This is a genomic window from Haemophilus sputorum HK 2154 (assembly GCF_000287615.1).
Lineage (GTDB): Bacteria > Pseudomonadota > Gammaproteobacteria > Enterobacterales > Pasteurellaceae > Haemophilus_A > Haemophilus_A sputorum.
Map to the genome: position 1 here is coordinate 15,665 of NZ_ALJP01000023.1, position 22,860 is coordinate 38,524.

Annotated in this window: 19 protein-coding genes and 2 tRNA genes; 6 read left to right on the top strand and 15 right to left on the bottom strand. The window is 40.6% G+C overall.

Translation table 11 applies throughout. The features are described from left to right. Positions 1-122 precede the first annotated feature (122 nt). The 9 genes from accB to nadR form a co-directional block, all read right to left on the bottom strand. Positions 123-599 (bottom strand): acetyl-CoA carboxylase biotin carboxyl carrier protein, encoded by a 477-nt coding sequence (gene accB, locus HMPREF1128_RS09195; RefSeq protein WP_007526766.1) that lies wholly within the window; start codon positions 597-599, stop codon positions 123-125. Between the two features lie 350 nt (positions 600-949). Then, positions 950-2,404 (bottom strand): membrane-bound lytic murein transglycosylase MltF, encoded by a 1,455-nt coding sequence (mltF, locus tag HMPREF1128_RS09200; RefSeq protein WP_007526732.1) that lies wholly within the window; start codon positions 2,402-2,404, stop codon positions 950-952. A 9-nt stretch (positions 2,405-2,413) separates the two neighbouring features. Continuing rightward, a complete protein-coding gene (locus HMPREF1128_RS09205; protein ID WP_007526909.1) occupies positions 2,414-3,712 on the bottom strand; it encodes an NAD(P)/FAD-dependent oxidoreductase in 1,299 nt (432 codons plus the stop codon). 78 nt (positions 3,713-3,790) lie between these two features. After that, positions 3,791-3,867: transfer RNA gene (locus tag HMPREF1128_RS09210), tRNA-Arg, on the bottom strand. Positions 3,868-3,880: 13 nt separating this feature from the next. Beyond that, positions 3,881-3,975, bottom strand: a tRNA-Ser gene (locus HMPREF1128_RS09215). Between the two features lie 181 nt (positions 3,976-4,156). Further along, positions 4,157-4,675, bottom strand: coding sequence for a porin family protein (locus tag HMPREF1128_RS09220; RefSeq protein ID WP_007526706.1), 519 nt, complete (start codon positions 4,673-4,675; stop codon positions 4,157-4,159). Between the two features lie 72 nt (positions 4,676-4,747). Then, entirely contained in the window at positions 4,748-5,464 is a 717-nt protein-coding gene (gene arcA, locus HMPREF1128_RS09225; RefSeq protein ID WP_007526899.1) for a two-component system response regulator ArcA, read from the bottom strand. A gap of 154 nt (positions 5,465-5,618) precedes the next feature. Beyond that, positions 5,619-6,311 carry a metallophosphoesterase family protein gene (locus HMPREF1128_RS09230; protein ID WP_007526697.1) on the bottom strand — a complete coding sequence of 231 codons (693 nt, stop codon included), beginning with the start codon at positions 6,309-6,311 and terminating at the stop codon, positions 5,619-5,621. Then, a complete protein-coding gene (gene nadR, locus HMPREF1128_RS09235) occupies positions 6,308-7,582 on the bottom strand; it encodes a multifunctional transcriptional regulator/nicotinamide-nucleotide adenylyltransferase/ribosylnicotinamide kinase NadR (protein WP_007526869.1) in 1,275 nt (424 codons plus the stop codon). Before nadR ends, HMPREF1128_RS09230 begins: the two co-directional genes overlap by 4 nt. A gap of 219 nt (positions 7,583-7,801) precedes the next feature. Here nadR and ribF point away from each other — a divergent pair, with 219 nt between their 5' ends. The 5 genes from ribF to rlmB all read left to right on the top strand — a co-directional run bounded on the left by ribF (position 7,802) and on the right by rlmB (position 14,999). Then, positions 7,802-8,758 (top strand): bifunctional riboflavin kinase/FAD synthetase, encoded by a 957-nt coding sequence (ribF, locus tag HMPREF1128_RS09240; protein WP_007526753.1) that lies wholly within the window; start codon positions 7,802-7,804, stop codon positions 8,756-8,758. 58 nt (positions 8,759-8,816) lie between these two features. Next, positions 8,817-9,707 (top strand): hypothetical protein, encoded by an 891-nt coding sequence (locus HMPREF1128_RS09245; RefSeq protein WP_007526889.1) that lies wholly within the window; start codon positions 8,817-8,819, stop codon positions 9,705-9,707. Between the two features lie 35 nt (positions 9,708-9,742). Further along, complete coding sequence (gene ileS / locus HMPREF1128_RS09250) at positions 9,743-12,559, top strand: isoleucine--tRNA ligase (RefSeq protein WP_007526689.1); 2,817 nt, start codon at positions 9,743-9,745, stop codon at positions 12,557-12,559. Positions 12,560-12,812: 253 nt separating this feature from the next. Then, positions 12,813-14,171, top strand: coding sequence for a CDP-diacylglycerol--serine O-phosphatidyltransferase (gene pssA, locus HMPREF1128_RS09255; RefSeq protein ID WP_007526860.1), 1,359 nt, complete (start codon positions 12,813-12,815; stop codon positions 14,169-14,171). 87 nt (positions 14,172-14,258) lie between these two features. Then, positions 14,259-14,999: a 23S rRNA (guanosine(2251)-2'-O)-methyltransferase RlmB gene (gene rlmB, locus HMPREF1128_RS09260; protein WP_007526887.1), complete on the top strand. Its 741-nt coding sequence runs from the start codon at positions 14,259-14,261 to the stop codon at positions 14,997-14,999. A 36-nt stretch (positions 15,000-15,035) separates the two neighbouring features. Here the strand turns inward: rlmB and mfd are convergent, their stop codons facing one another. Continuing rightward, positions 15,036-18,497, bottom strand: a complete 3,462-nt coding sequence (mfd, locus tag HMPREF1128_RS09265) for a transcription-repair coupling factor (protein ID WP_007526728.1) — start codon at positions 18,495-18,497, stop codon at positions 15,036-15,038. Positions 18,498-18,616: 119 nt separating this feature from the next. On the opposite strand from mfd, the gene HMPREF1128_RS09270 reads away from it, so the two are divergent. After that, on the top strand, positions 18,617-18,910 hold the full coding sequence (locus HMPREF1128_RS09270) for a YfcZ/YiiS family protein (RefSeq protein ID WP_007526960.1): 294 nt from the start codon (positions 18,617-18,619) through the stop codon (positions 18,908-18,910). Here HMPREF1128_RS09270 and HMPREF1128_RS09275 read toward each other — a convergent pair. The 5 genes from HMPREF1128_RS09275 to kdsA all read right to left on the bottom strand — a co-directional run bounded on the left by HMPREF1128_RS09275 (position 18,907) and on the right by kdsA (position 22,837). Then, positions 18,907-19,257, bottom strand: a complete 351-nt coding sequence (locus HMPREF1128_RS09275) for a RidA family protein (protein WP_007526785.1) — start codon at positions 19,255-19,257, stop codon at positions 18,907-18,909. The genes HMPREF1128_RS09270 and HMPREF1128_RS09275 overlap by 4 nt on opposite strands. Continuing rightward, complete coding sequence (locus HMPREF1128_RS09280; protein ID WP_231287874.1) at positions 19,254-19,751, bottom strand: hypothetical protein; 498 nt, start codon at positions 19,749-19,751, stop codon at positions 19,254-19,256. The genes HMPREF1128_RS09275 and HMPREF1128_RS09280 overlap by 4 nt, the downstream gene beginning before the upstream one ends. Before the next feature lie 84 nt (positions 19,752-19,835). Then, a complete protein-coding gene (locus HMPREF1128_RS09285; protein WP_007526725.1) occupies positions 19,836-20,873 on the bottom strand; it encodes a branched-chain amino acid aminotransferase in 1,038 nt (345 codons plus the stop codon). An 87-nt stretch (positions 20,874-20,960) separates the two neighbouring features. After that, a complete protein-coding gene (locus HMPREF1128_RS09290) occupies positions 20,961-21,905 on the bottom strand; it encodes a 2-hydroxyacid dehydrogenase (RefSeq protein ID WP_007526636.1) in 945 nt (314 codons plus the stop codon). A 77-nt stretch (positions 21,906-21,982) separates the two neighbouring features. Next, positions 21,983-22,837, bottom strand: a complete 855-nt coding sequence (gene kdsA / locus HMPREF1128_RS09295) for a 3-deoxy-8-phosphooctulonate synthase (protein WP_007526827.1) — start codon at positions 22,835-22,837, stop codon at positions 21,983-21,985. Positions 22,838-22,860 lie beyond the last annotated feature (23 nt).

Genomic DNA, 22,860 nt, shown 5'->3' on the forward strand with positions numbered 1-22,860 from the left:
TGTTCCTCATCGGGCAGGCATAGCCTGCCATTTAAAACAATCAAGCGGTAAAATTTTCTTCAAATTTCACCGCTTACCACACGGGCTTTGGCTCAATAAGTTCACCAACTGCCCATGCTACCTTATTCAATAATTACTAATTTTTGATCGAATTCAACAGCTTCGCCATCATTCACTAAGATCGCTTTTACCACACCGGCTTTATCTGATTCGATACGGTTCATCATTTTCATTGCTTCAACAATACAAAGTGCATCACCTACTTTTACTGACTGACCTACTTCGATAAATGGTTTAGCATCTGGGCTTGGGCTACGATAGAAAGTACCAACCATTGGAGAAAGTACTGCATGACCGCTTACTTCATTATTTGCTGGTGCTGCTGGTGCACTTGGCGCTGCTGGTGCACTTGTCGCTGCTGGCGCAGCAGCTGGAGCAGCAACAGGTGTTGGTGCAGCAGTATATTGAACTGCAGGTGCTGCCACCACTGGTGCTGCACGACTAATGCGTACTGTACCTTCTTCTTCAGACACTTCTAACTCAGTGATGCCTGATTCTTCAACTAATTCGATTAATTTTTTGATTTTGCGAATATCCATAATGAAATTCCGTCAATTATATTAAGAAATGGATGCCGTCCATCAAATATAGACGGCGGAAAAATATTTGTGTAGATTACCTGATTTTCGGCAATTTTGCGAATAAAATCTTCTAAAATTGGCGAAAGTTTGCTGAATTTACCACTCATCGTAGCAGTTATTTTTCAACCAATTTGCCCTAAATAGGACAGATAAAATTACAAATTTATGCCATACAAGCGGTCATATTTTCGTAAAAATTTCCAAAATAGGTGCTTATTTCTTATTCTTCATTGAATACCATAAAGGCAATTCCTCTTCGTTCAGCAATTTGGCGTTTATGTTTCCAAATGCGTTGAATTCGGCGGAATTTATTGCAAGTTAACGTTTTTTTGGGTTTCAGGCGCAATTTGCGTTTCATCTTCAACTCCTATTTGTTTTTCTTGATTTTTTTGTTCTTCTATACGCTGATGATTCACAATACTGTTGTAATATCGACGAATATTTTCAACATACTGCAACGCTTCAAAACCACGCGCATAGCCATATTTTAGTCCAGTATAATGTCGTTTTTCAGCCAATAATGGTAAGTTTTTCTTTACATCTAACCAATTATCCGGATCGCCACCAAGCTGACGGGTTAAACGGCGTACATCTAATAAATGACCTAAGCCCATATTATACGCCGCCAAGGCGTACCAAATTCGATCTTCTTGAGCGATAGTTTCGGGAATTTGACTAATCAAAAGGTGCAAATATTCCGACCCACCTCGGATACTCTGCTCTGGATGCGTTCTATCTGTTACTCGCATTCTTTCTGCGGTATCTTTCGTTAGCATCATAATCCCACGAACACCTGTTGGAGAGGTCGCATTCGGATCCCAATGTGATTCTTGATAAGCAATGGCAGCCAGCATTTGCCATTCCAGGTCGCCTTTATATTTTTCAAAAATCGGTTGATATTTCGGCAATACCTCTCGAATAGCTTGAAGATAACTCTGGGCATCAACATAGTCAAACTTATTGAGGTAGCTAAAATATTTTTCCTCAATTCGAGCAATTAACCCTGTATCATTTGCTTCGCCCATAAATTCAAGCACAGCCGCTTGTAATTCACTGTAAGTACTTTTCGGCAAATACCATAATACAGGCGCTTCATCCGTTAAATCAAAACCGACGGCAATTTTCGGGCTAATATGTTGCGCAGCAGAAATATCTACGGAAGTTGCCACTGTATAAGGAATTTTCCCTTCTGCAACTTGGATCAAAAGCTCTTCTTGTTCTGCTTCTTCCGCAATTCGCCAGTTAAGATTTGGGTTTTCTAATTTAAGTCGTTGTAGAATAGGTAAAACTGCCGAACCTTTAGGAATAACAAGCTCTTGCTTAAGGTCAGCTAAGCGATAAGGGCGAGGGGTATCTTTACGGTAAACCACCTGCCATGAGGTTGAATAATAGCTTGCACCAATCTGAAATTGCTCACTTAATCGATCTTGATACAACAATCCTGCTGCGGCAATATCAATTTCATTTTCTTTTAAAGCCTTGAAGATTTGTTCGCTATTATCAAACGCTTTAATTTCTAAATTCACATTAAGATATTCAGCAAACGCCTTGGCTAGCTCATAATCAATTCCCGCCTTACCTTCTGCACCAACGAAATAAGAAAGTGGGTGGTTAATTAGCCCCACCCTCAATATTTTACGTTGTTGCACTTGAGTATGACGATTCTCTTCGGCTAGCATGACTTTTTGCCATGGATAAACCATATCCCATGCCCAAAGTAGCAAAGCAAATCCAATGAAAAATCGAATCAATAAGCCTTTCAAATCAGCCTCTTATCTATATTTGTCTAAGAATCGGTAGTAAAGCATGCCTATTTTCAGCGCCAATTTTTTACCTAACTTACCGCCAGGAATACTCGGTACTTTTAAACCTTCAAAAATAGCCAAACGCTCATCATTGCCTTCAATCGCCTCAGCAATAATTCGCCCAGCAAGCCCTGTTAAAGCAACACCATGCCCAGAAAAACCTTGCGCAAAATAGACGTTTGGTTTTACTCGACCAAAATGTGGAGTAGCATTAAGCGTCATATCAATCGGCCCAGCCCAACCATAATCAATTTTTGCGGTTTCTAGCTGTGGGAATACGGCTAACATCTCTGAACGCATTTTTGCAATCATATCCACATTCGTACTCGAATCTGAACCGAATAATAAGCGATTATCTGCGGACAAGCGGTAATAATCTAAGAAAATATTGTTATCACATACCGACATGCCATTATTGATTAAGCTATCCGCCATTGCTTGAGAAAGGGGTTCAGTCGCAATAATAAAACTTTCTACTGGTAAAATTTTCTTCTCAATACCAAAAGTAATTCGTTTTGAAAGGGCATCGATATAAGCATTTGTAGCTAATACCACGTTTTCACAAGAAACTGCAAAACCTTCTGCAAAAACGACCGCTTGCGTATCGCTATTTATTTGAATATCGGTAACCGGTGAATGTTCAAAAATGGTTACACCTAATTGCTCGCATGCTTTGGCAAGCCCAAGGCAATAATTTAACGGATGAAGATGCCCTGAGTTGCTATCAAATAAACCGCCAACATAAATATCGCTACCGACATGTTGCTGCAACTGAGATTTATCCCATAACTGCATATTTTGATAGCCAAAAGTTTCTCGACTGGCTTTCTCCATTGCAATTAAGTCATCCATTCGACGTGAATTAAGCGCTAAAGTTGCATAACCCTTCTTCCAATCACATTGAATACCATATTTTTTTACACGCTCGTCAATGATATCAATCGCTTCAAGTGACATTTCCCAAAGTTTTTTTGCTTTCTCAAAGCCAACCTGTTCAATATATTCATCAATGCCTTCTTCAAAACCATTGATTGCCTGCCCGCCAGAACGTCCAGAAGCGCCAAAGCCAACACGAGCGCCTTCTAACACAATCACTTTTTTGCCTCGTTCAGCGAGCTCTAATGCAGTGGAAAGCCCTTGAAAGCCAGCACCAATAATGCAAACATCACAAGATTGCGGGGAGGAAAGACGCGGAAATTGAAGATTAAGATTTCGAGTATCAAAATAGTAAGATTTATAGTGTTCTTGGTATGCAAAATTCAGCATAAAATAAAAAGAATAATGAAAAATGAAGATGATTATAAAGGATTTAATTAGATTAAAGAAGAAGATTTAAAGCTTGAATGGCGCACCCGAGAGGATTCGAACCTCTGACCGCTCGGTTCGTAGCCGAGTACTCTATCCAGCTGAGCTACGGGTGCGTGATAGAATAAATGGCGGTGAGAGAGGGATTCGAACCCTCGATAGAGCTTTTTAACCCTATACTCCCTTAGCAGGGGAGCGCCTTCAGCCTGCTCGGCCATCTCACCACACACTGTGTCTGTGGGTGTGCATAATACTGGATTTCAGCGAGAAGTCAAACGCTTTTCTCACAAATTTCTGCATTTTTACAACATTTGCCGATCTAATAGGCAAAAAGCTGATTTTTTATAAAAAATGGGATTTTGCAAAACCTCTGCAAAATCCCACCGCTTGTTGTCTTTCACACGATTAGAAACGATAACCTACGTTTGCAGTGAAGTCATTGCCTCTTAGTTTGGTGCCACTACGTTTTAAGTTATTACGAGTGTACTCTGCACCGACTTCTACATTGCTTGAAACCGCATATTTCGCACCAGCGCCATAGCCGTAACCACGGAAAGTTTCATCGCCAACTTTGCTTGAGGTTGCATCTACTTTCACATAAGGCAATAAATCCGCCCCTACACGATAGCCTTGTTGGTAAGCCACTGTGTATTTATTTTTTTGTTTTACATCACTAAATACTTTGGTGCTACCTAATTTTGCTTTACCTTGAACAACACCTACAAGGTTATTACCGTAATCCATACCGTAATCTACAACTAATGCAGGACCCGTTGATTGTTTACCTTTGATGCCATCAACTTTGTATTTTGCGCTAGTTAAATCTACACCTACACCTACGCCAGTAAAAGTCTCACCTACAGGCGCTGCCATTGCAGATGCTGAAAATGCACCCGCGACGATTAAAGCTGCGATATGTTTCATATGTTATCCTCACTAAATAAAACAAGATAAAATGATAAGCAGAAACTGCTTATAAAGATAGACTCAAGAGTCTTATTCAAGTTCACCACAAAAACGATAACCTTCGCCATGAATAGTCACAATAATTTCTGGTGTGCTCGGATGATCCTCAAAATGCTTACGAATACGGCGAATGGTAACATCGACAGTACGATCGTGCGAACGAAGTTCACGGCCTGTCATTTTTAATAAAAGCGTTTCACGGGTTTGAATTTTACCCGGATTTTCGCAGAAATGTTGTAAAGCACGGAATTCACTGCGCGGTAATTTATTCTCTTCGCCTTCAGGGCTGATTAAACTACGGCTATTCACATCTAACGTCCAACCATTAAAGCGATATTGCTCAACTTGATTCCCTTCTTTATTGAGCGCTTGCTCTTCTAGCATGGTACGTTGCAATAAATTGCGGGCACGAATGGTTAATTCACGCGGGTTAAATGGTTTTGTAATGTAATCATCTGCCCCAATTTCTAACCCTAAAATTTTATCAACTTCGTTATCACGCCCAGTTAAAAACATTAAAGCCACTTTAGTATTTTCACGTAATTCGCGTGCTAGCATTAAACCGTTTTTACCTGGTAAGTTAATGTCCATAATCACTAAATCAATTTGCTGCTTGGCTAAAATAGCATTCATCGCAGCTCCATCGCTCGCTTCAAATACATCATAACCTTCCGCCTCAAAGATGTTCTTGAGCGTGCTACGTGTAACTGCTTCGTCTTCAACAATTAAAATTTGTGGATTGTGCATACTCTATTCCCTACATTCAGCAACAAAAAACGCGTTATTCTACCTTAATGATTTACTAACTAAAAAGGGCTATTTTAAAATTTGGTGAACTTTATCAAATTTTTGTTAAAAATAGCTTTTTTTCTACCGCTTGCAACCAACCTAAAAGGTTCAATTATTTTAGGTGGCGATCATCCACCCCTTTAATTAAATACTGCCCCTCAATATCTGCTAAACTTCTAAAACCAATATTGAAAATTTCGCAATGCTTATTACGATTAAGCGTTTGGTAATCAAAATTATCATGGTGATGCCCGTGGAAAATCTTACTTGCACCCATTTTTTTAGCCAGTTGATTTAATACAGCAAACCCTTGTGGATGGGGTTTTGGAGCTTCATGGCTAATCAGAATGTCTGCTTTCTCATTTTCTAAGGCCTCAACATCCGAAGGAAAAATTGAGGTTCGATGTCGAAGCGGTAATCCACCACGCCAGATTTTCTCTTGAGGCATATATTGGCAATAATGAATCGGATCAAAAAACATCGGGCGATTCGGTGGCATCCAAATATGTCCACGAAATACACCGCCAAGGCCTGCTATTCTTACCCCTTGAATCTCTTGTACCTTGCCATGCAAATTACGTTGCTTCCAATCACTTCCCCAAAGCGAGTCAAACGCTGCAACCGTTTTGCTATCATGATTGCCATGAATAAACCAAACATCAGCATAATTGGCTAATCGGTCTAACTCCGCAGGGCTAGTGAGCTGTAAATCACCCAAGATCACCAAAGCTACATTCGTTTGTGATGCTAAAATCGGATAAAGATGCGCATAGCTTCCATGTGGGTCGCCAGCAAAAAGAATCATGACTGACCATCCGTATTGTATTGCTTAAACTGAAGTGGAATCGGTTCATCATTTAAAATCGCTTCTACCACTTCTTTCGTCTGGTTATAACGATCTAAATAACTTGGCGATTCAATTTCAATATAAGGCACATGGTGTTTTTCTAATAATTTTTTCAATAAAGCTTGAAAACGTTGACGCTGTTTTTGCGAGCCTAAACTACGCAGCCCATCATCCACCCATTTGGTATTATTTGATAGCAAAATGGTCACATCAAACGGATACTCTCTAATCATTGAATCTAAGAATGGGTGTGCTTTGCCTTCATACTGAATACAAAAAGCTTGTGTAGTAATGTAATCGGTATCAATAAATGCAACTTTATGCGCATGTTTCATCGCATAATCAACATAACGTTGATGTCCTAATGCCATTTGCGGATAGTCAGAATATTGCATTGCCTGTTCATCGCCACCAAGCTGTTCAAACACAAATTCACGCCCATATTCCCAAGCAGATGTGGTATTAAACACATTTGCCAATTTGCTCACCAGCACCGATTTACCGCTACTCTCGCCACCTAAAATGGCAATGGTTTTGACAAAAAACGGACGCACCTCTTTTGGAATAAAACGCCAATATTGGAATGGATTATTTCGAATTTTTGTTGCAGAAACATTAAAACGCTCACGCGCTGGATCCACTAAAACTACTTCTAAATCTAAATATTTTTCATAAGGTGCTTTATCTTGCACCTCACTGCTAAATACCATTGTTGGGTGAATATTTTTCTGTTCAAACAACGCTTTAACGCGCTCAGCCCAAGCTTCCCAACCGTTTGGATAACTTGGAATGCCCTCTTCATTTAAGTGGTGAATAAAAATTTGCTTTTGCTGATATTTAAAAATCTGCTGCATCCAACGTAATCTATCTTGATTTGTCGGCATACGCTTCATTTTACTTTCTTGGAATAGCTTCAAATCACGCTCAGTGTCGGTACAAACCACCACATGCAATAAATCAACTTTACTGAACGCTTCGTAAATCATATTGATATGGCCAGTATGCACTGGGTAGAACTTCCCAAAAATAACACCCACACGCTGGTGATCGTTTTCAACAATGTTCAACACACGGTGCAAAGCCTTCAATTTATTGGCACTTGGATTTTTAATTTTGCCGCTGACTAATTGATTAAAATAAGCGCGTGTCACGCCTGCTTGTTCACAAACATCGTTTACTTTGAGGTTTAACTGTTTACGTTTAAATTGGAGGTATGCAAAATCTGCCATAGGGATACTCCCGTTAGAATATTTTGCTTATCATAGCCTAAAATGTAGCATTTGAATAACTTTTTATCTCCGTTTAATTTCCTCAATGCTTTATCTATATAACATAATCAAACAAGCGGTCAGATTTCATGCAAGATTTGCAAAAATCTCGCCAAATTCGACCGCTTAAGCTATAATCAGCAACATTTTCTACATTATTTGACGGATAAATATCTCGCCATGCAACTCATTCGAGGATTCCACAATTTAGCGCACAGAGCAGAACTTGAAAAAGGTTGCGTATTATCAATTGGTAATTTTGATGGTGTCCATCTTGGACATCAAAATGTTTTAGCTCGCCTTATTGATAAAAGTTTGGCGTTAAATTTGCCTTCCGTGGTGATGATTTTTGAACCGCAACCGCGTGAGTTTTTTGCACAAAAATCTGGCGATTTTTCGCAAAATCAACCACCAGCAAGATTGATGCGACTACGCGATAAACTCAAATATTTAGGCGAAGCAGGAGTGGATTTTGTGCTTTGCGTCCGTTTCTGTGAAAAATTTGCCAAGCTCAGCGCGGAAGAATTCATTACCGACCTATTGGTTAAACAACTGAAAGTGCGCTATTTAAGCGTAGGCGATGATTTCCGCTTTGGTGCTAAACGCGCCGGCAATTATGAAACCTTACGCAATGCCGGTTTAAAATATCGTTTTGCGGTAGAAGAAAGCCATACACATAGCCTAGAAGCAGAACGCATTAGTAGCTCACTTATTCGTGAAGCGCTACAAGCCGATAATTTAACATTAGCAGAAAAACTGCTTGGTAAACCTTATTCGATTGCAGGACGTGTTGCACATGGCAATAAACTTGGCAGAACGATTGGTTTTCCAACTGCGAATATTATGCTTAACCGCTTGGTAACCCCCATTCAAGGGGTTTATGCAGTGCAAGTGGAAACCAAATCTGGCAAATTTAATGGGGTTGCTAACATCGGCAACCGCCCAACGATTAATGGCACAAAGCCGCTACTAGAAGTACATATTTTCGATTTCAACCGTTCTATTTACGGTGAAGCTATTGAAGTAAGTTTCGTGAAAAAGCTCCGAGATGAGGTGAAATTCTCCAATATTGAAGCCTTAAAGCAACAAATTGAAAAAGATAAACAACAAGCGGTGGAATTTTTTAGAAGCATTTGATAATGCCTAAGCTAGGTATAATCTGGTTCCTTTGTGAATGAAAGTTAGATTTATTAATATGAGTAAATTATCTAAAACAGAAAAAATTGTAAAATTCTTAGAAGAACATCAAGGTAAAAAATTTACTACACGTGAAATTGTTGAGAATTTACTTATTCTATATCCTGAAGATTTTTCAGAGAAACGTAAAAAATATAAAGATGAAAAAACATTTATAAATCAGCTTTGTGCAGAAAGTAGTTATGCTCATTTGCAAGCCTCTCATAATGTTATTAAATATGAAAAAGATCCTGAATTGAAAAAATTCGTTTACTGGTATCAAAAAGAAGAACATGAAAATCCACTAGTAAAACCGAAACTAAAAGATAATTATTCAGAATATGAGCTTTATCCAAAATTTATTCAGTATTTACATCAAGAACTAGATTTATATTGTTTAAGAATTGATGAAAAAACGTCTACCAATATCAATGGTAAAGGAGCAAACAAATGGCTTCACCCTGATATTGTTGCAATGAAAGCACTTGATCAAGATTGGGATAGTTCTGTTAAAGATTGTATGAAACAGAGTTCAAGTCAAAATGTGAAACTCTTTTCTTTTGAAGTAAAAAAAGAATTAAATACCAGTAATTTGCGTGAAAGTTTTTTCCAAACAGTTAGCAATTCTAGTTGGGCAAATGAAGGATATTTAGTGGCTTCAAGTATTGCAAAAAATTGTTATGAAGAATTAAGAGTTTTATCTTCACTACACGGTATTGGTGTAATTTTATTAAATCCAAACCAAATTGAAGAAAGTAAAACAATTTTTCCTGCAAAACATAAATTTGATGTAGATTGGCAATCGGTAAATCGAATTGTGAATGTGAATACCCATTTTAAAGAATATATTGATTATGTTTCTGTTTATTATCGAACAGGAAAAATTTTTGAAAAGAATTGGAATAAATAAATTTAAATATCATTTTATTAACTGGAAACAAAAAAATGACTGATTACAAAAACACCTTAAATCTGCCTGAAACAGGTTTCCCAATGCGTGGGGATCTCGCAAAACGTGAGCCTGACATGCTTAAAAACTGGTATGAAAAAAACCTATACCAAAAAGTGCGTGAAGCCTCAAAAGGTAAAAAATCTTTTATTCTTCACGATGGTCCTCCGTATGCAAACGGTAATATTCACTTAGGTCACGCCGTTAATAAAATTTTAAAAGATATTATTATGAAATCGAAAACCGCTTTAGGTTTCGATACCCCTTATGTTCCGGGTTGGGACTGCCACGGTTTACCAATTGAGCTAAAAGTAGAAGGTTTAGTGGGCAAACCAAATGAGAAAATCTCAGCAGCTGAATTCCGCCAAGCTTGCCGCGAATACGCAAAAGAACAAGTAGAAGGACAAAAAGCAGACTTTATCCGTATGGGAATTCTAGGTAACTGGGATAATCCATACTTAACCATGAACTTTGAAACTGAAGCCAATATTATCCGCACGCTGGGTAAAGTTATTGCTAACGGTCATTTATATAAAGGTTCAAAACCTGTTCATTGGTGTTTAGATTGTGGCTCTTCATTAGCAGAAGCTGAAGTGGAATATGAAGATAAAGTTTCTCCATCTATTTATGTGCGTTTCCCAGCGGTCAATGCACAAGAAATAGAGCAAAAATTCGGTGCGGAAGGCAAAGGAAGTGGTCAAATTTCTGCGTTAATTTGGACAACCACACCTTGGACATTGCCATCTAACCGTGCGATTTCATTAAACGAAAATTTTGATTATCAATTAGTTCAAATGGGCGAAGAACGCTTGATTTTAGCCAAAGAATTAGTTGAGGCTGTTGCTAAAGCGGGAGAGATTGAACAGGTTGAAGTATTGGGCGAGACTAAAGGCAGCGAGTTGAATTTACTTCGCTTCCAACACCCGTTCTATGATTTTAGCGTGCCATTTATTTTAGGTGACCACGTTACCACTGACGGCGGTACAGGTTTAGTTCACACCGCACCAGACCACGGTCAAGACGACTATATCGTTTCACGCAAAAACGGTATCGAAATGGCAGGCTTAGTTGGCAACGACGGCAAATTCAAATCTGATGTACCATTCTTTGCGGGCAAAGGCGTGTTTGAATCGAATGAATTAGTGTTAGACAAACTCAAAGAAGTAGGCGCATTGTTCAAATTAGAACGCATTAAACACAGCTACCCACACTGTTGGCGTCATAAAACCCCAATTATTTTCCGTGCAACCCCACAATGGTTTATCGGGATGGAAACGCAAGGTTTACGCCAACAAGCCTTAGGTGAAATTAAATCTGTTCGTTGGATTCCAAGCTGGGGTGAAGCGCGTATTGAAAACATGGTAGCAAATCGCCCAGACTGGTGTATCTCACGCCAACGTACTTGGGGTGTGCCAATGACGATGTTTGTGCATAACGATACCGAAGAATTACATCCACGCACATTAGAAATCTTAGAAAATGTTGCCAAACGTGTAGAAGAAAAAGGTATTCAAGCTTGGTGGGATTTAGATCCGGTTGAAGTACTCGGCGAAGCAGATGCAAAACTTTATCGCAAAGTGCCTGATACTTTGGACGTATGGTTTGATTCAGGATCAACTTACGCTTCTGTGGTAGAAGCTCGTCCAGAGTTTAATGGCAATAGCGCAGATATGTATTTAGAAGGTTCAGACCAACATCGTGGCTGGTTTATGTCATCACTGATGCTTTCAACCGCAACGAATGGTAAAGCACCTTACAAACAAGTATTAACTCACGGCTTTACCGTTGATGAAAAAGGCAGAAAAATGTCTAAATCATTAGGTAATGTGATTGTACCAAGCGAAGTTTGGAATAAAAACGGTGCAGATATTTTACGTTTATGGGTAGCCTCAACTGACTACACGGGTGAAATTACCGTTTCACACAATATTTTAAACAGCGCAGGTGAATCTTACCGTCGTATTCGTAACACGGCTCGCTTCTTATTAGCAAACTTAAACGGCTTTGATCCTAAACGTGACTTAGTAAAACCAGAAGAAATGGTAGCACTTGATCGCTGGGCAGTAAGCTGTGCATTAGAAGCACAAAATGATATCAAAGAAGCCTACGATAACTATCAATTCCATACCGTAGTACAACGTTTAATGCGTTTCTGCTCAATCGAAATGGGATCGTTCTACTTAGATATTATTAAAGACCGTCAATACACCACCAAAGCAGATAGCCTTGCTCGCCGTAGCTGCCAAACTGCATTGTGGCACATTGCTGAAGCACTTGTGCGTTGGATTGCGCCAATTCTTTCATTCACGGCAGATGAAGTTTGGGGTTACTTACCACAAGTAGAAGGTCGAGCAGAGTTTGTCTTCACTGAAGAATTCTATGAAGGTTTATTCTCACTTGGTGAAAATGAAAAATTAGACGACAACTACTGGCAAAAACTCATTGCTGTCCGTGCAGAAGTTAACCGTGTATTAGAGCAAGCACGTAAAGACAAGGTCATTGGTTCAGGCTTAGAAGCAAAAGTGACTGTGTATGCGAATGAAGAAATTCAACCACTATTAGCACAGCTTGGCAACGAATTACGCTTCGTACTCATCACTTCACAAGCGGTCATCAAACCACTTAGCGAAGCAGATGTTGCAGAAGGTGAACTTGCAGGCTTAGCCGTCAAAGTTGAACGTGCAGAAGGCGAAAAATGCCCTCGTTGCTGGCACTATGCAACCGATATCGGTGCAAATGCAGAACACCCTTCAGTGTGTGGACGCTGCGTTGAAAACGTAGCAGGCAGTGGCGAAGTTCGTCATTTTGCGTAAAACAAATAAAATGTGGGGATGCATTTCCCATATTTTATTAAACTAATTTCTCCGTTTTTTCTTCTGCCAAATCTCCCCTACCCCTCGAAGCTCAAAGAGGGGGAATTTTTGATGAGGAATAAAGATCTTCATTATTTCGTAAAGATAAATCCCCTCTTTGAGCCTCGAGGGGTAGGGGAGATTTGGCAGTATTGATTAACGAAGAAATGATGTTGTATAACGTTCGAGTTATATGATACAAGGAAACCGTAAAATGCTGATTTTAAATAAACCTCAATATGCTAAAAAGCAACTGAATAATTTGATGTTTATTCCGCAACAAGCGGAAAAAGTCGAATTTCTTGCAGATAGCCGTGCGTTCAAAACGCGCATTTTACAGCTTATCCATTCTGCAAAATCCCGTATTTATTTGACCGCTTTATATTTTGAAAAAGATGAAGCAGGGCAAGAAATCTTAGCAGCCCTCTATCAAGCTAAACAAGCCAACCCCTCTCTTGAAATTAAAATTCTAGTCGATTGGCACCGTGCGCAACGCGGGCGAATTGGTGAAGGAGCAGTAAGCTCTAATGCAGATTGGTATGCAGAACAAAAAGCGCAATATCACCTTGAACAAGCAATTGAGTTTTGGGGTGTGCCAATTAACAAACGTGAAGTTTTCGGTGTGTTACATCTCAAAGGTTTTATATTTGACAACACGCTAGTTTATAGCGGTGCAAGTATCAATAACGTCTATTTACAACAGTTTGAGCGTTATCGATACGACCGTTACCATGTGATTGAAAACGCAACCTTAACCGACAGCATGGTTGAATTGCTAGAAAAACATATTATTAGCCAACCTGCAGTTTGTCGATTGGATGATGTCAATCGCCCGAAAACCTTTGAACTTCGCCCGCAAATTAAAGCGTTTCGCAAATATTTAAGCCAGCAGCAATATCAATTTGCCGGCAAAGCACAAGATGAAAACTTAAGCCTTTCACCGATTATCGGTTTGCGCAAACGTAATCAACTAAACAAAGTGATTGAAGCACTCTTTTACCAAGTGCAAGACAAACTTACGATTTGCACACCTTATTTTAACTTCCCGCGCTCGCTCCAACAGCGTATTAAATGGTTGTTAGAAGGCGGTAAATCAGTAGAAATTATCGTAGGCGATAAAACTGCAAACGACTTCTACACTAAACCAGAAGAAAAATTCACGATGGCATCAGCGCTGCCTTATCTCTATGAGAAAAACTTACGCGCGTTTGCTAGACGTTTTGACCATTTTATTCAAAACAAACAACTGACGATTCGCCTTTGGAAAGATGATGAAAACAGCTACCATTTAAAAGGAGTTTGGATCGATAACTGTTATATCTTACTCACCGGTAACAATCTCAACCCACGAGCTTGGGCGCTAGATGCGGAAAATGCGGTATTGATTCATGATCCTAAAGCAGAATTAAGTGAAAAAGCACAAACTGAGCTAAGCCATATTCGTCAACATACCAAAGTGTTAACCCACTATAGCGACTTAGAACAGCTCAAAGACTACCCAGAAGCGGTGCGCAAATTACTGAAAAAATTTGGCCGCGTGAAGCTCGATAAAGTCGTGAAAATGTTGTTATAAGAACAAATAAACATACTAGAAAGCAGGGCGTGTATAACACGCCCTACGCCTTCTTAACATACCTGAAATCCATATCAAGGAATCACTATGAGTGAACAAATCTACGGCATTCACGCCATAAAAGCTTTTTTAGATAATGCACCAGAACGCTTAATTGAAGTATTGGTGCTAAAAGGCCGCGAAGACAAACGTCTTAATCCATTATTAGGCGAATTAAAACGCTTAGGCGTGGCAGTTCAACAAGTCAACCGCCAAACTTTAGATAACAAAGCGCAAGGGGAAGTGCATCAAGGCATTATTGCGCGTATAGTGCCACAAAAAGAGCTCAACGAACATGATTTAGATGCGATTTTAGCCAACAAATCTGCGCCATTTTTACTCATTTTAGATAGTGTAACCGACCCGCATAACCTCGGAGCTTGTTTGCGAACAGCAGATGCAGCTGGCGTTGATGCCGTCATTGTGCCAAAAGACAAATCAGCCCAACTGACCTCAGCCGCACGAAAAGTGGCTTGTGGCGCAGCAGAAACTGTACCGCTCATTCGCGTGACAAACCTTGCTCGCACCATGCGTGAGCTACAAGAAAACCACAATGTTTGGATTGTAGGCACCGCAGGCGAAGCTGATGCTAGCATTTATGAAGCTAAATTAACGGGAGCAATTGCATTAGTGATGGGCGCAGAAGGAGATGGTATGCGCCGCTTAACACGTGAACATTGCGATCAACTCATTAGCATTCCAATGGCGGGGTCGGTTTCTTCTCTCAACGTGTCAGTAGCCACGGGTGTTTGCTTGTTTGAAATTGTCCGCCAAAAATTAGCAAACTAATCACGAAAAAAGACCGCTTGTACAAGCGGTCTTTTCTTATTGAAGATTTACCAATAAATCACTCACAAACGCCAAGCGTTTTTCCCCTTCTTCTAACGGGATGCTAAATTTGAATTTCAGTGGCCCATCAAATTTATATACCGATTTATCAGACTGAATCAGTTTCAAGAATTTCATCGGTTCGGGTTCTGCCGTTGGTAAGAATTCTAAATAACCGCCATGAATTCCCGCTTCCACTTTCTTCAAACCCAGCCCTTTCGCAATATGGCGAAGTTGCGTCACTTGGAATAAATTCTTCGTCGGTTCAGGCAATAAACCAAATCGGTCAATCAGCTCAACTTTCAAGGCTTTTAAAGCTTCATCATTTTCTGCTGAAGCAATACGCTTATAGAACGAAAGTCGCATATTCACATCAGGTACATAGTTATCTGGCAAGAGGGCTGGAATTCGTAATTCAATTTCCACCTGAGATTGTGTAATTTCATCTAAACTCGGCTCTCTACCCGCTTGTAATGCCTGCACCGCATTTTCCAGTAAATCCATGTAGAGTGAAAAACCGATAGATTCAATCTGCCCGCTTTGTTCTGCACCTAATAATTCGCCTGCACCACGAATTTCTAAATCATGCGTCGCTAATACGAAACCCGCGCCTAAATTATCAATTGAGCTAATCGCTTCTAAGCGTTGTTGTGCATCTTTCGTTAACGTTTTTGGATGCGGCGTGAGCAAATAAGCATAAGCTTGATGGTGCGAACGTCCTACTCGGCCTCTTAATTGATGTAGCTGCGCTAAACCAAACTTATCAGCACGTTCAATAATAATGGTATTTGCCGTTGGTACATCAATACCTGTTTCAATGATGGTGGAACAAACGAGCAAATTAAAACGTTGATGGTAGAAATCACTCATCACTCGTTCTAAATCTCGTTCGCGCATTTGCCCATGACCAATTACAATACGGGCTTCTGGAACGAGTGTTGCTAATTTTTCCGCACAGTTTTCAATCGTGGCGACATCATTATGCAGATAATAAACCTGCCCGCCACGCAAGATTTCACGCAGAATCGCTTCGCGAATAACCGTATCATCTTGTTCTCGCACAAAGGTTTTAATGGTTAATCGGCGCGCTGGCGGGCTAGCAATAATCGAGAGATCACGCATACCATTGAGCGCCATATTTAGTGTACGCGGAATCGGAGTTGCGGTTAGGGTAAGAATGTCAATATTCGCACGTAACTGTTTGATCTTCTCTTTTTGACGAACACCAAATCGATGCTCCTCATCGATGACCAATAAGCCAAGATCCTTAAACTGCACATCGTCCTGTAGCAATTTGTGCGTGCCGACTAGAATATCAATTTTGCCATCTGCTACTTTTTCTAAAATCGCTTTCTGCTCTTTCGCGGTTTTGAAACGAGAAAGTACTTCCACGTTGATCGGATAATTTGCAAAGCGATCTTTGAAGTTTTCATAATGTTGTTGTGCCAACAATGTCGTCGGCACCAGTACTGCAACTTGTTTGTGGTTTTCTACCGCCAAGAAAGTCGCCCGCATTGCTACTTCAGTTTTACCAAACCCAACATCGCCACAGACCAATCGATCCATCGCTTTTGGCAAACACATATCACTAATGACTGCATTGATTGCCGTTTTTTGATCGAAAGTCTCTTCAAATGGGAAAGTACCTGCAAATTGCATGAAACTCTCTCGATCATACTGGAATTGGAAGCCTTTTTGCGATTCACGTTTCGCATACACATCTAACAATTCTGCTGCCACATCACGGATTTTCTCTGCTGCTTTCTGGCGCGTTTTCGCCCAAGCTTCACTGCCTAATTTATGTAATGGCGCGCTTTCGTCCGCTCCGCCAATGTAACGCGAAATAAGATGCAAACTGGCAACAGGCACATATAATTTTGCTTCGTTAGCATAATTGAGCACCAAATATTCCGCTTTGACACCACCAGCATCTAACACCGTTAGCCCAGCATAACGCCCAACGCCATGTTCTAAATGCACCACCGCTTGCCCAATTTTTAGCTCGGCAAGATTACGAATCAAGGTATCTGGATTCACCGTTTTGCGCTTATCAGATTCACGTCTTTGCTGTACACGCTCGCCTAAAAAATCTGTTTCGCAAATGACTGCTAAATTCTGACCGCTTGCATTTTCAATAATAAAGCCTTGATCTAACGGTGAAACCAACAAGCTTAAGGCTAAATCAGCCGCTTGTAAGTTTGGAATTTGCTTCGGTTTCAAAGCCAAAGGCGAAAGTAAATCCAATAAGGTTTCACGTCGCCCTTCACTTTCCACCGAGAAAACAATACGACCATTAAATTTAGCACAAAAGGCTTCAAAATCTGCAAAGGGTGTTTTACTGCTGTGGTTGAGCGCAACTGGCGGCAATTTCGCTACATTGAGGTTACTTTTAGCGGCCGATTTACGCACTTTCTCAGCCGTTAAACTTAAACGTGCGAACCCTTTAAGCTGACGGTTAATCTCTTCAATCTTAAACCATAACTTTTCTGGTGCAAGTAATGGACGCATCGGATCGACACGGCGGCTTTCATAACGACGGCTCGCATCTTGATAAAACTGTTCTGCTTTTTCTTGAAGACCATCAAAAGTAATAAACAATGTATTTTGTGGCAGATAATCAAATAGACTCACCATCTCTTCAAAAAAGAGGGGCTGCCAATATTCAATGCCCGCATTCAAAATACCTTTACTAACCTGCTGATAAATATGTTCTGGCTCACGGCGGATTTCGCCAAATTGTTCACGAAATTTAGTTCGAAAATGTTCAATCCCTGCTGCATCGGTTGGAAACTCATGCGCTGGCAGTAAGTTAATCTCGTCAATTTCTGCAATGGTGCGCTGGCTGTCCGTATTGAAAGTGCGAATAGAATCAATTTCATCATCAAAAAAATCAAGACGAAATGGCGATTCTGCCCCCATTGGAAAGAGATCTAACAGCGCACCACGCACGGCATATTCGCCATATTCCAACACTTGCTCAACTGCACGATAACCCGCTTTGGCTAATTGGTTTCTGAGTGAATCAATCGAAAAACGATCACCTTTTTTAATTAACAATACATTATTAGCAAGATAATCTGGCGGACACAATTTCTGTAACAAGGTGTTAATTGGCAGCAAGAAAATTTGCTTATTGCCTTGTTGTAACTGAAATAGTGCGGAAAGACGCACAGAGATAATATCTTGATGCGGAGAAAAGTTATCGTAAGGTAAGGTTTCCCAGTCCGCAAAAACAGAAACAGGCAAGGCACTAAACTGCTTGAGTGCTTTTTCTAATCGATTCGCTGTCTGAGAATCTGGCGTCACCACAACACTCACGCCGTTAAAGTCTTGCGCTGCTTGCGCAATAATCAAACTATCGGTATGCCCAATAACATTCCCGAGCGTTTGATGATCCTGAAATTTTCCCCCTTCTTGCTGACTAATCAGCGGTAGGGTGTATTGAAGATGAAAAGACATAAGATTGTATGCTAAATAAAAATATTAGCGCTATTGTAGCCTCCACAGGCTTTTTTGCCAAAGAATTCAGCTTAGGCTTATAATAAGCCATGCAATTCAGCCTTAATCGGAGAAACCCCATGCATAAAACCATGCAACAAAAAGCGGCAGAAGCCCACAATATGTGTAAGTTAAAAGGTGAGTCGATGTTAGATAATCAAGACCGCCAATTGGCTTTTGAGATTGTCTATTCAAGTGAAGAAGAAGCATTGCAAGCGGTCGAATTTTTCACGCAAAAAGCAAAATCAGTGGAAAGCGAACCTTGTCAAATCACGCATGAAATCTTACCGCTTGCAGAAGGGTGTTTGTTAAAAATGGCATTACTTTTTAGCTGCCAAGCAGAGTTAATTCTCTTTCAAATGGCACTACGTTAACCATTGACAGCTGCAGTCACAACAATTTCTACTTTCCAATTCGGATCCGCCAAACGGGCTTCTACTGCCGCTCTTGGCGGGGCTTGATTAGGGGCAACCCATTCGTCCCACGCGCGATTCATTTCGGCATAATCGCCCATATTCGCTAAATAAACCGTTGCCATTAAAATGCGGCTTTTATCTGAATTCGCTTTTGCCAAAAAGCGATCAATCTCGCCTAATACTTGCTGAGTTTGTCTATAAGCATCTTGGCTTGCGTCAGTTGGCACTTGACCAGCTAAATAAGCGACACCATTAAATACCGCCACTTCTGAAAAACGTGAGCTGACATCAATACGTTGAATCATTTTTCTTCCTCTTTTCTCATACAGCCGCTAACAAAACGACTTTTCCCAACTTGTTGTTCAATGACCATCGTCTTGCCATCAAACGCTTTGATTTCCAGCCCTGAAAAATTACGCTGGCTATGCTGATAAGTCTGATAAATCTGCGCTTCGATTTTTTGCACTTGGGCATTAGTTTTCAACTCAGCTTCAATATCTGGATGATGTGCGCGACGAAGATTTTGTTTTTCAATTTGATAACGTAACTGCGTTTTATCTAACGCCCAATGACCTTGATATTCTGTTTGATAAGCAAAAATAGGCTGCGCTAATGGTGCTAAAATTAGCCCTTCAATCGTGAGTTTTCCATCTGCTGCATAGCGAACGTGATCTAAAATTTGTGCACTAGGCGGATAGTCCGTTTTACACACCCACTGCCCTACAATATCTTCGTTTTTAGCCGTGCTGCCACACCCTACCAGCGTCGCACTCATCAGGCATAATGCCATTTTTTTCATCTCATTTTCCTGTTTGAAAATGCAAACAAGCGGTGACATTTTGCAAATTTCTTGCGAAATCCCACCGCTTGTATGATTGACAGATTATTCTACTTTAACAATCCAACCTTCTGGCGCTTCAACATCACCAAACTGAATACCCGTTAATTCGTTATACAGTTTGCGTGTTACCGGCCCTACTTCAGTTTCAGAATAGAACACATGGAAGTTGCCTTTGTGCTGAATGCCACCTACTGGTGTAATAACAGCCGCTGTACCACATGCGCCTGCTTCTGCAAATTGGTCAAGCTGATCAATGTACACATCACCCTCTACTGTTTCCATTCCTAAGCGATTTTTCGCAATGTAGAGTAAAGAATATTTGGTGATACTCGGTAAAATCGATTCAGAAGCCGGGGTAACAAATTTGTTATCTTTGGTAATCCCAAAGAAGTTTGCCGCGCCCACTTCTTCAATTTTCGTGTGCGTTTTCGGATCAAGATAAATCGCATCCGCGAATTTACGGGTTTCTGTGCCTTGCGCTGCGGCTAATTCATGCGGAAGTAAACTTGCTGCGTAGTTACCGCCCACTTTCACGCCGCCTGTACCCATTGGCGCTGCACGGTCGTAATCTGTGGTAATAAAGTTAGATGGTGCTAAGCCACCTTTGAAATAAGCACCAACTGGGCAGCAGAATACTGAGAAAATAAATTCTGGTGCAGCTTTTACACCAATATTTTCGCCCACGCCGATTAAGAATGGGCGTAAATATAAGGTTGCGCCCGAACCATATGGGCCTAACCAATCTTGGTTCGCTTTTACCACTTCTTTACAGGCACGAACAAATAATTCGGTTGGCACTTGTGGCATTAACAAGCGGTCTGCTGTGCGTTGCATACGCGCTGCGTTTTCTTGTGGACGGAATAAGTTAATTGAGCCATCTTTACAACGGTAAGCTTTTAACCCTTCAAAACATTGTTGTCCGTAGTGTAATGCCGTTGAACCTTCGTGAATGTGTAAGGTGCTGTCTGTGGTTAATTTACCCTCATCCCATTTGCCATCTTTCCAGTGCGCAATAAAACGGTAGTCCGTTTTAATATAAGAGAAACCTAAATTTGCCCAATCTAAATCTTTTAAAGCCATTGTTGTGTCCTTTGTTATATGCGGTTATTTAAAAATAGTATCTCGATTTTAAGCGAAAAAAATGTATAAATGTAGAGAAAATGTGATTTATTTTCCCGTTAAAACAAATTCTTCAATATTTTGTGCTACTTTATTGACCAAAGTGGTTAAGGCTGAATCACTTGCCCACGCCACATGGGGTGTAATCAACAAGTTCGGTTGCGTTTTTGCGGTAAGCCAAAGCGCATCATCACTTGCTGGTGGTTCTTTAACAAGCACATCTAACGCCGCGCCCGCTAATTTGCCGCTTTGTAGTGCTTGTAGTAAATCTGCCTCGTTAATCAAACCACCACGCCCCGTGTTAATTAAACAAGCTTTCGGCTTCATCAAAGCTAGTGTTTTGGCGTTGATAAGCTGCTCGGTTTGTGGCGTAAGGGGGCAATGCAGTGAAATGACATCTGCTTGCTTTAATACCTCATCAAACGCAGTATAGCCTTCACGAACGGTTGTCGCATGTTGATGTTCTGCAAAAAGTACGCGCATTCCGACCGCTTGTGCCAGTCTTGCGACTTCATTCCCGATACAACCTCGCCCGATAATGCCGAGTGTTGAACCCTGCACATCACTAATCGGATAATCAACATAGCAGAACTGTCCGCAAGTTGCCCATCGCTCCGTCAGAAGTTGGTCGCGATGATAGTCAATTAAACGATGTTTCAGCGCATAAATCATTCCAATCACATGTTCCGGTACAGTCACCGAAGAATACCCAGTGACATTTTTAACGGTAATGCCTAATGCTTTCGCTGCCACCAAATCAATATTATTCGTGCCTGTTGCGGTAACAGCAATTAACTTAAGCTTGGGTAATTGGCTTAAAATTTCATGATTTAAAATCACTTTGCTGGTAATAATAATGTCAGCATCTTTCGCACGTGCTAAGACCTGCTCAGCTGCAGTATGTGCATACTCGGTTAATTGATGCGGAAATGAAAAACTGGGAATACGGTGGCTGGCAGGAATGCCGGTGCTGTCTAGAAATACGATATTCATGGAAAATTCCTTATCGCTGAGATCGAAAGCAAGCGGTCATTTTCGCAAAAAATTTTACAAAAATGACCGCTTGTAGATTAGTTCGCTGTGTCTAATTCAGGGAATGATTTTACTAAATCATCAATGGCTTTCATTTGTGAAACAAAAGCTTCAAGTTTCGCTAATGGTAACGCTGAAGGGCCGTCACATTTCGCATTGTTCGGATCTGGATGCGCTTCTAAGAATAAGCCTGCTAAACCTACTGCCATCCCCGCACGGGCAAGCTCAGTTACTTGCGCACGGCGTCCGCTTGATGCAGCACCAAATGGGTCGCGACATTGTAGAGAGTGCGTCACGTCAAAAATCACTGGGCAGCCGTTTGAAACGTTTTTCATCACGCTAAACCCTAACATATCCACCACTAAGTTATCGTAGCCAAAGTTGGTGCCACGGTCACAAAGAATCACTTTATCGTTACCACATTCCGCAATTTTTTCTACGATATTTCCCATTTGTCCTGGGCTTAAAAATTGGGGTTTTTTCACGTTAATCACGGCTCCTGTACGCGCCATGGCTTCGACTAAATCAGTTTGGCGGGCAAGGAAAGCAGGAAGCTGAATCACATCAACCACTTCCGCAACAGGTTGGCATTGATAGATTTCATGCACGTCTGTAATAATGCTCACACCAAAAGTTGATTTTAATTCTTGGAAGATTTTTAAACCTTCTTCCATTCCTGGACCACGATATGAATGAATAGATGAACGGTTTGCTTTATCAAAAGAGGCTTTGAACACATACGGCACGTTGAGTTTGTTTGTTACTTCAACATAATGTTCACACACACGCATTGCCATATCACGGCTTTCTAATACGTTCATTCCACCAAATAGGGTGAAAGGTTTGTCGTTAGCAACATCAATATTGCCGACTTTAACGATTTTATTGGTCATAAAGAGTCCTTTGTTGAGGGCTG

What these genes read in the sequence shown, in the direction of transcription:
- HMPREF1128_RS09270 (WP_007526960.1), top strand. Translation starts at nt 18,617, where the DNA reads ATGCATAAAACCATGCAACAAAAAGCGGCAGAAGCCCACAATATGTGT.
- HMPREF1128_RS09285 (WP_007526725.1), bottom strand. Translation starts at nt 20,873, where the DNA reads ATGGCTTTAAAAGATTTAGATTGGGCAAATTTAGGTTTCTCTTATATT.
- HMPREF1128_RS09245 (WP_007526889.1), top strand. Translation starts at nt 8,817, where the DNA reads ATGAGTAAATTATCTAAAACAGAAAAAATTGTAAAATTCTTAGAAGAA.
- rlmB (WP_007526887.1), top strand. Translation starts at nt 14,259, where the DNA reads ATGAGTGAACAAATCTACGGCATTCACGCCATAAAAGCTTTTTTAGAT.
- arcA (WP_007526899.1), bottom strand. Translation starts at nt 5,464, where the DNA reads ATGCACAATCCACAAATTTTAATTGTTGAAGACGAAGCAGTTACACGT.
- HMPREF1128_RS09205 (WP_007526909.1), bottom strand. Translation starts at nt 3,712, where the DNA reads ATGCTGAATTTTGCATACCAAGAACACTATAAATCTTACTATTTTGAT.
- kdsA (WP_007526827.1), bottom strand. Translation starts at nt 22,837, where the DNA reads ATGACCAATAAAATCGTTAAAGTCGGCAATATTGATGTTGCTAACGAC.
- pssA (WP_007526860.1), top strand. Translation starts at nt 12,813, where the DNA reads ATGCTGATTTTAAATAAACCTCAATATGCTAAAAAGCAACTGAATAAT.
- HMPREF1128_RS09275 (WP_007526785.1), bottom strand. Translation starts at nt 19,257, where the DNA reads ATGATTCAACGTATTGATGTCAGCTCACGTTTTTCAGAAGTGGCGGTA.
- HMPREF1128_RS09220 (WP_007526706.1), bottom strand. Translation starts at nt 4,675, where the DNA reads ATGAAACATATCGCAGCTTTAATCGTCGCGGGTGCATTTTCAGCATCT.
- HMPREF1128_RS09290 (WP_007526636.1), bottom strand. Translation starts at nt 21,905, where the DNA reads ATGAATATCGTATTTCTAGACAGCACCGGCATTCCTGCCAGCCACCGT.
- HMPREF1128_RS09280 (WP_231287874.1), bottom strand. Translation starts at nt 19,751, where the DNA reads ATGAAAAAAATGGCATTATGCCTGATGAGTGCGACGCTGGTAGGGTGT.
- mfd (WP_007526728.1), bottom strand. Translation starts at nt 18,497, where the DNA reads ATGTCTTTTCATCTTCAATACACCCTACCGCTGATTAGTCAGCAAGAA.
- accB (WP_007526766.1), bottom strand. Translation starts at nt 599, where the DNA reads ATGGATATTCGCAAAATCAAAAAATTAATCGAATTAGTTGAAGAATCA.
- HMPREF1128_RS09230 (WP_007526697.1), bottom strand. Translation starts at nt 6,311, where the DNA reads ATGATTCTTTTTGCTGGCGACCCACATGGAAGCTATGCGCATCTTTAT.
- ileS (WP_007526689.1), top strand. Translation starts at nt 9,743, where the DNA reads ATGACTGATTACAAAAACACCTTAAATCTGCCTGAAACAGGTTTCCCA.
- ribF (WP_007526753.1), top strand. Translation starts at nt 7,802, where the DNA reads ATGCAACTCATTCGAGGATTCCACAATTTAGCGCACAGAGCAGAACTT.
- nadR (WP_007526869.1), bottom strand. Translation starts at nt 7,582, where the DNA reads ATGGCAGATTTTGCATACCTCCAATTTAAACGTAAACAGTTAAACCTC.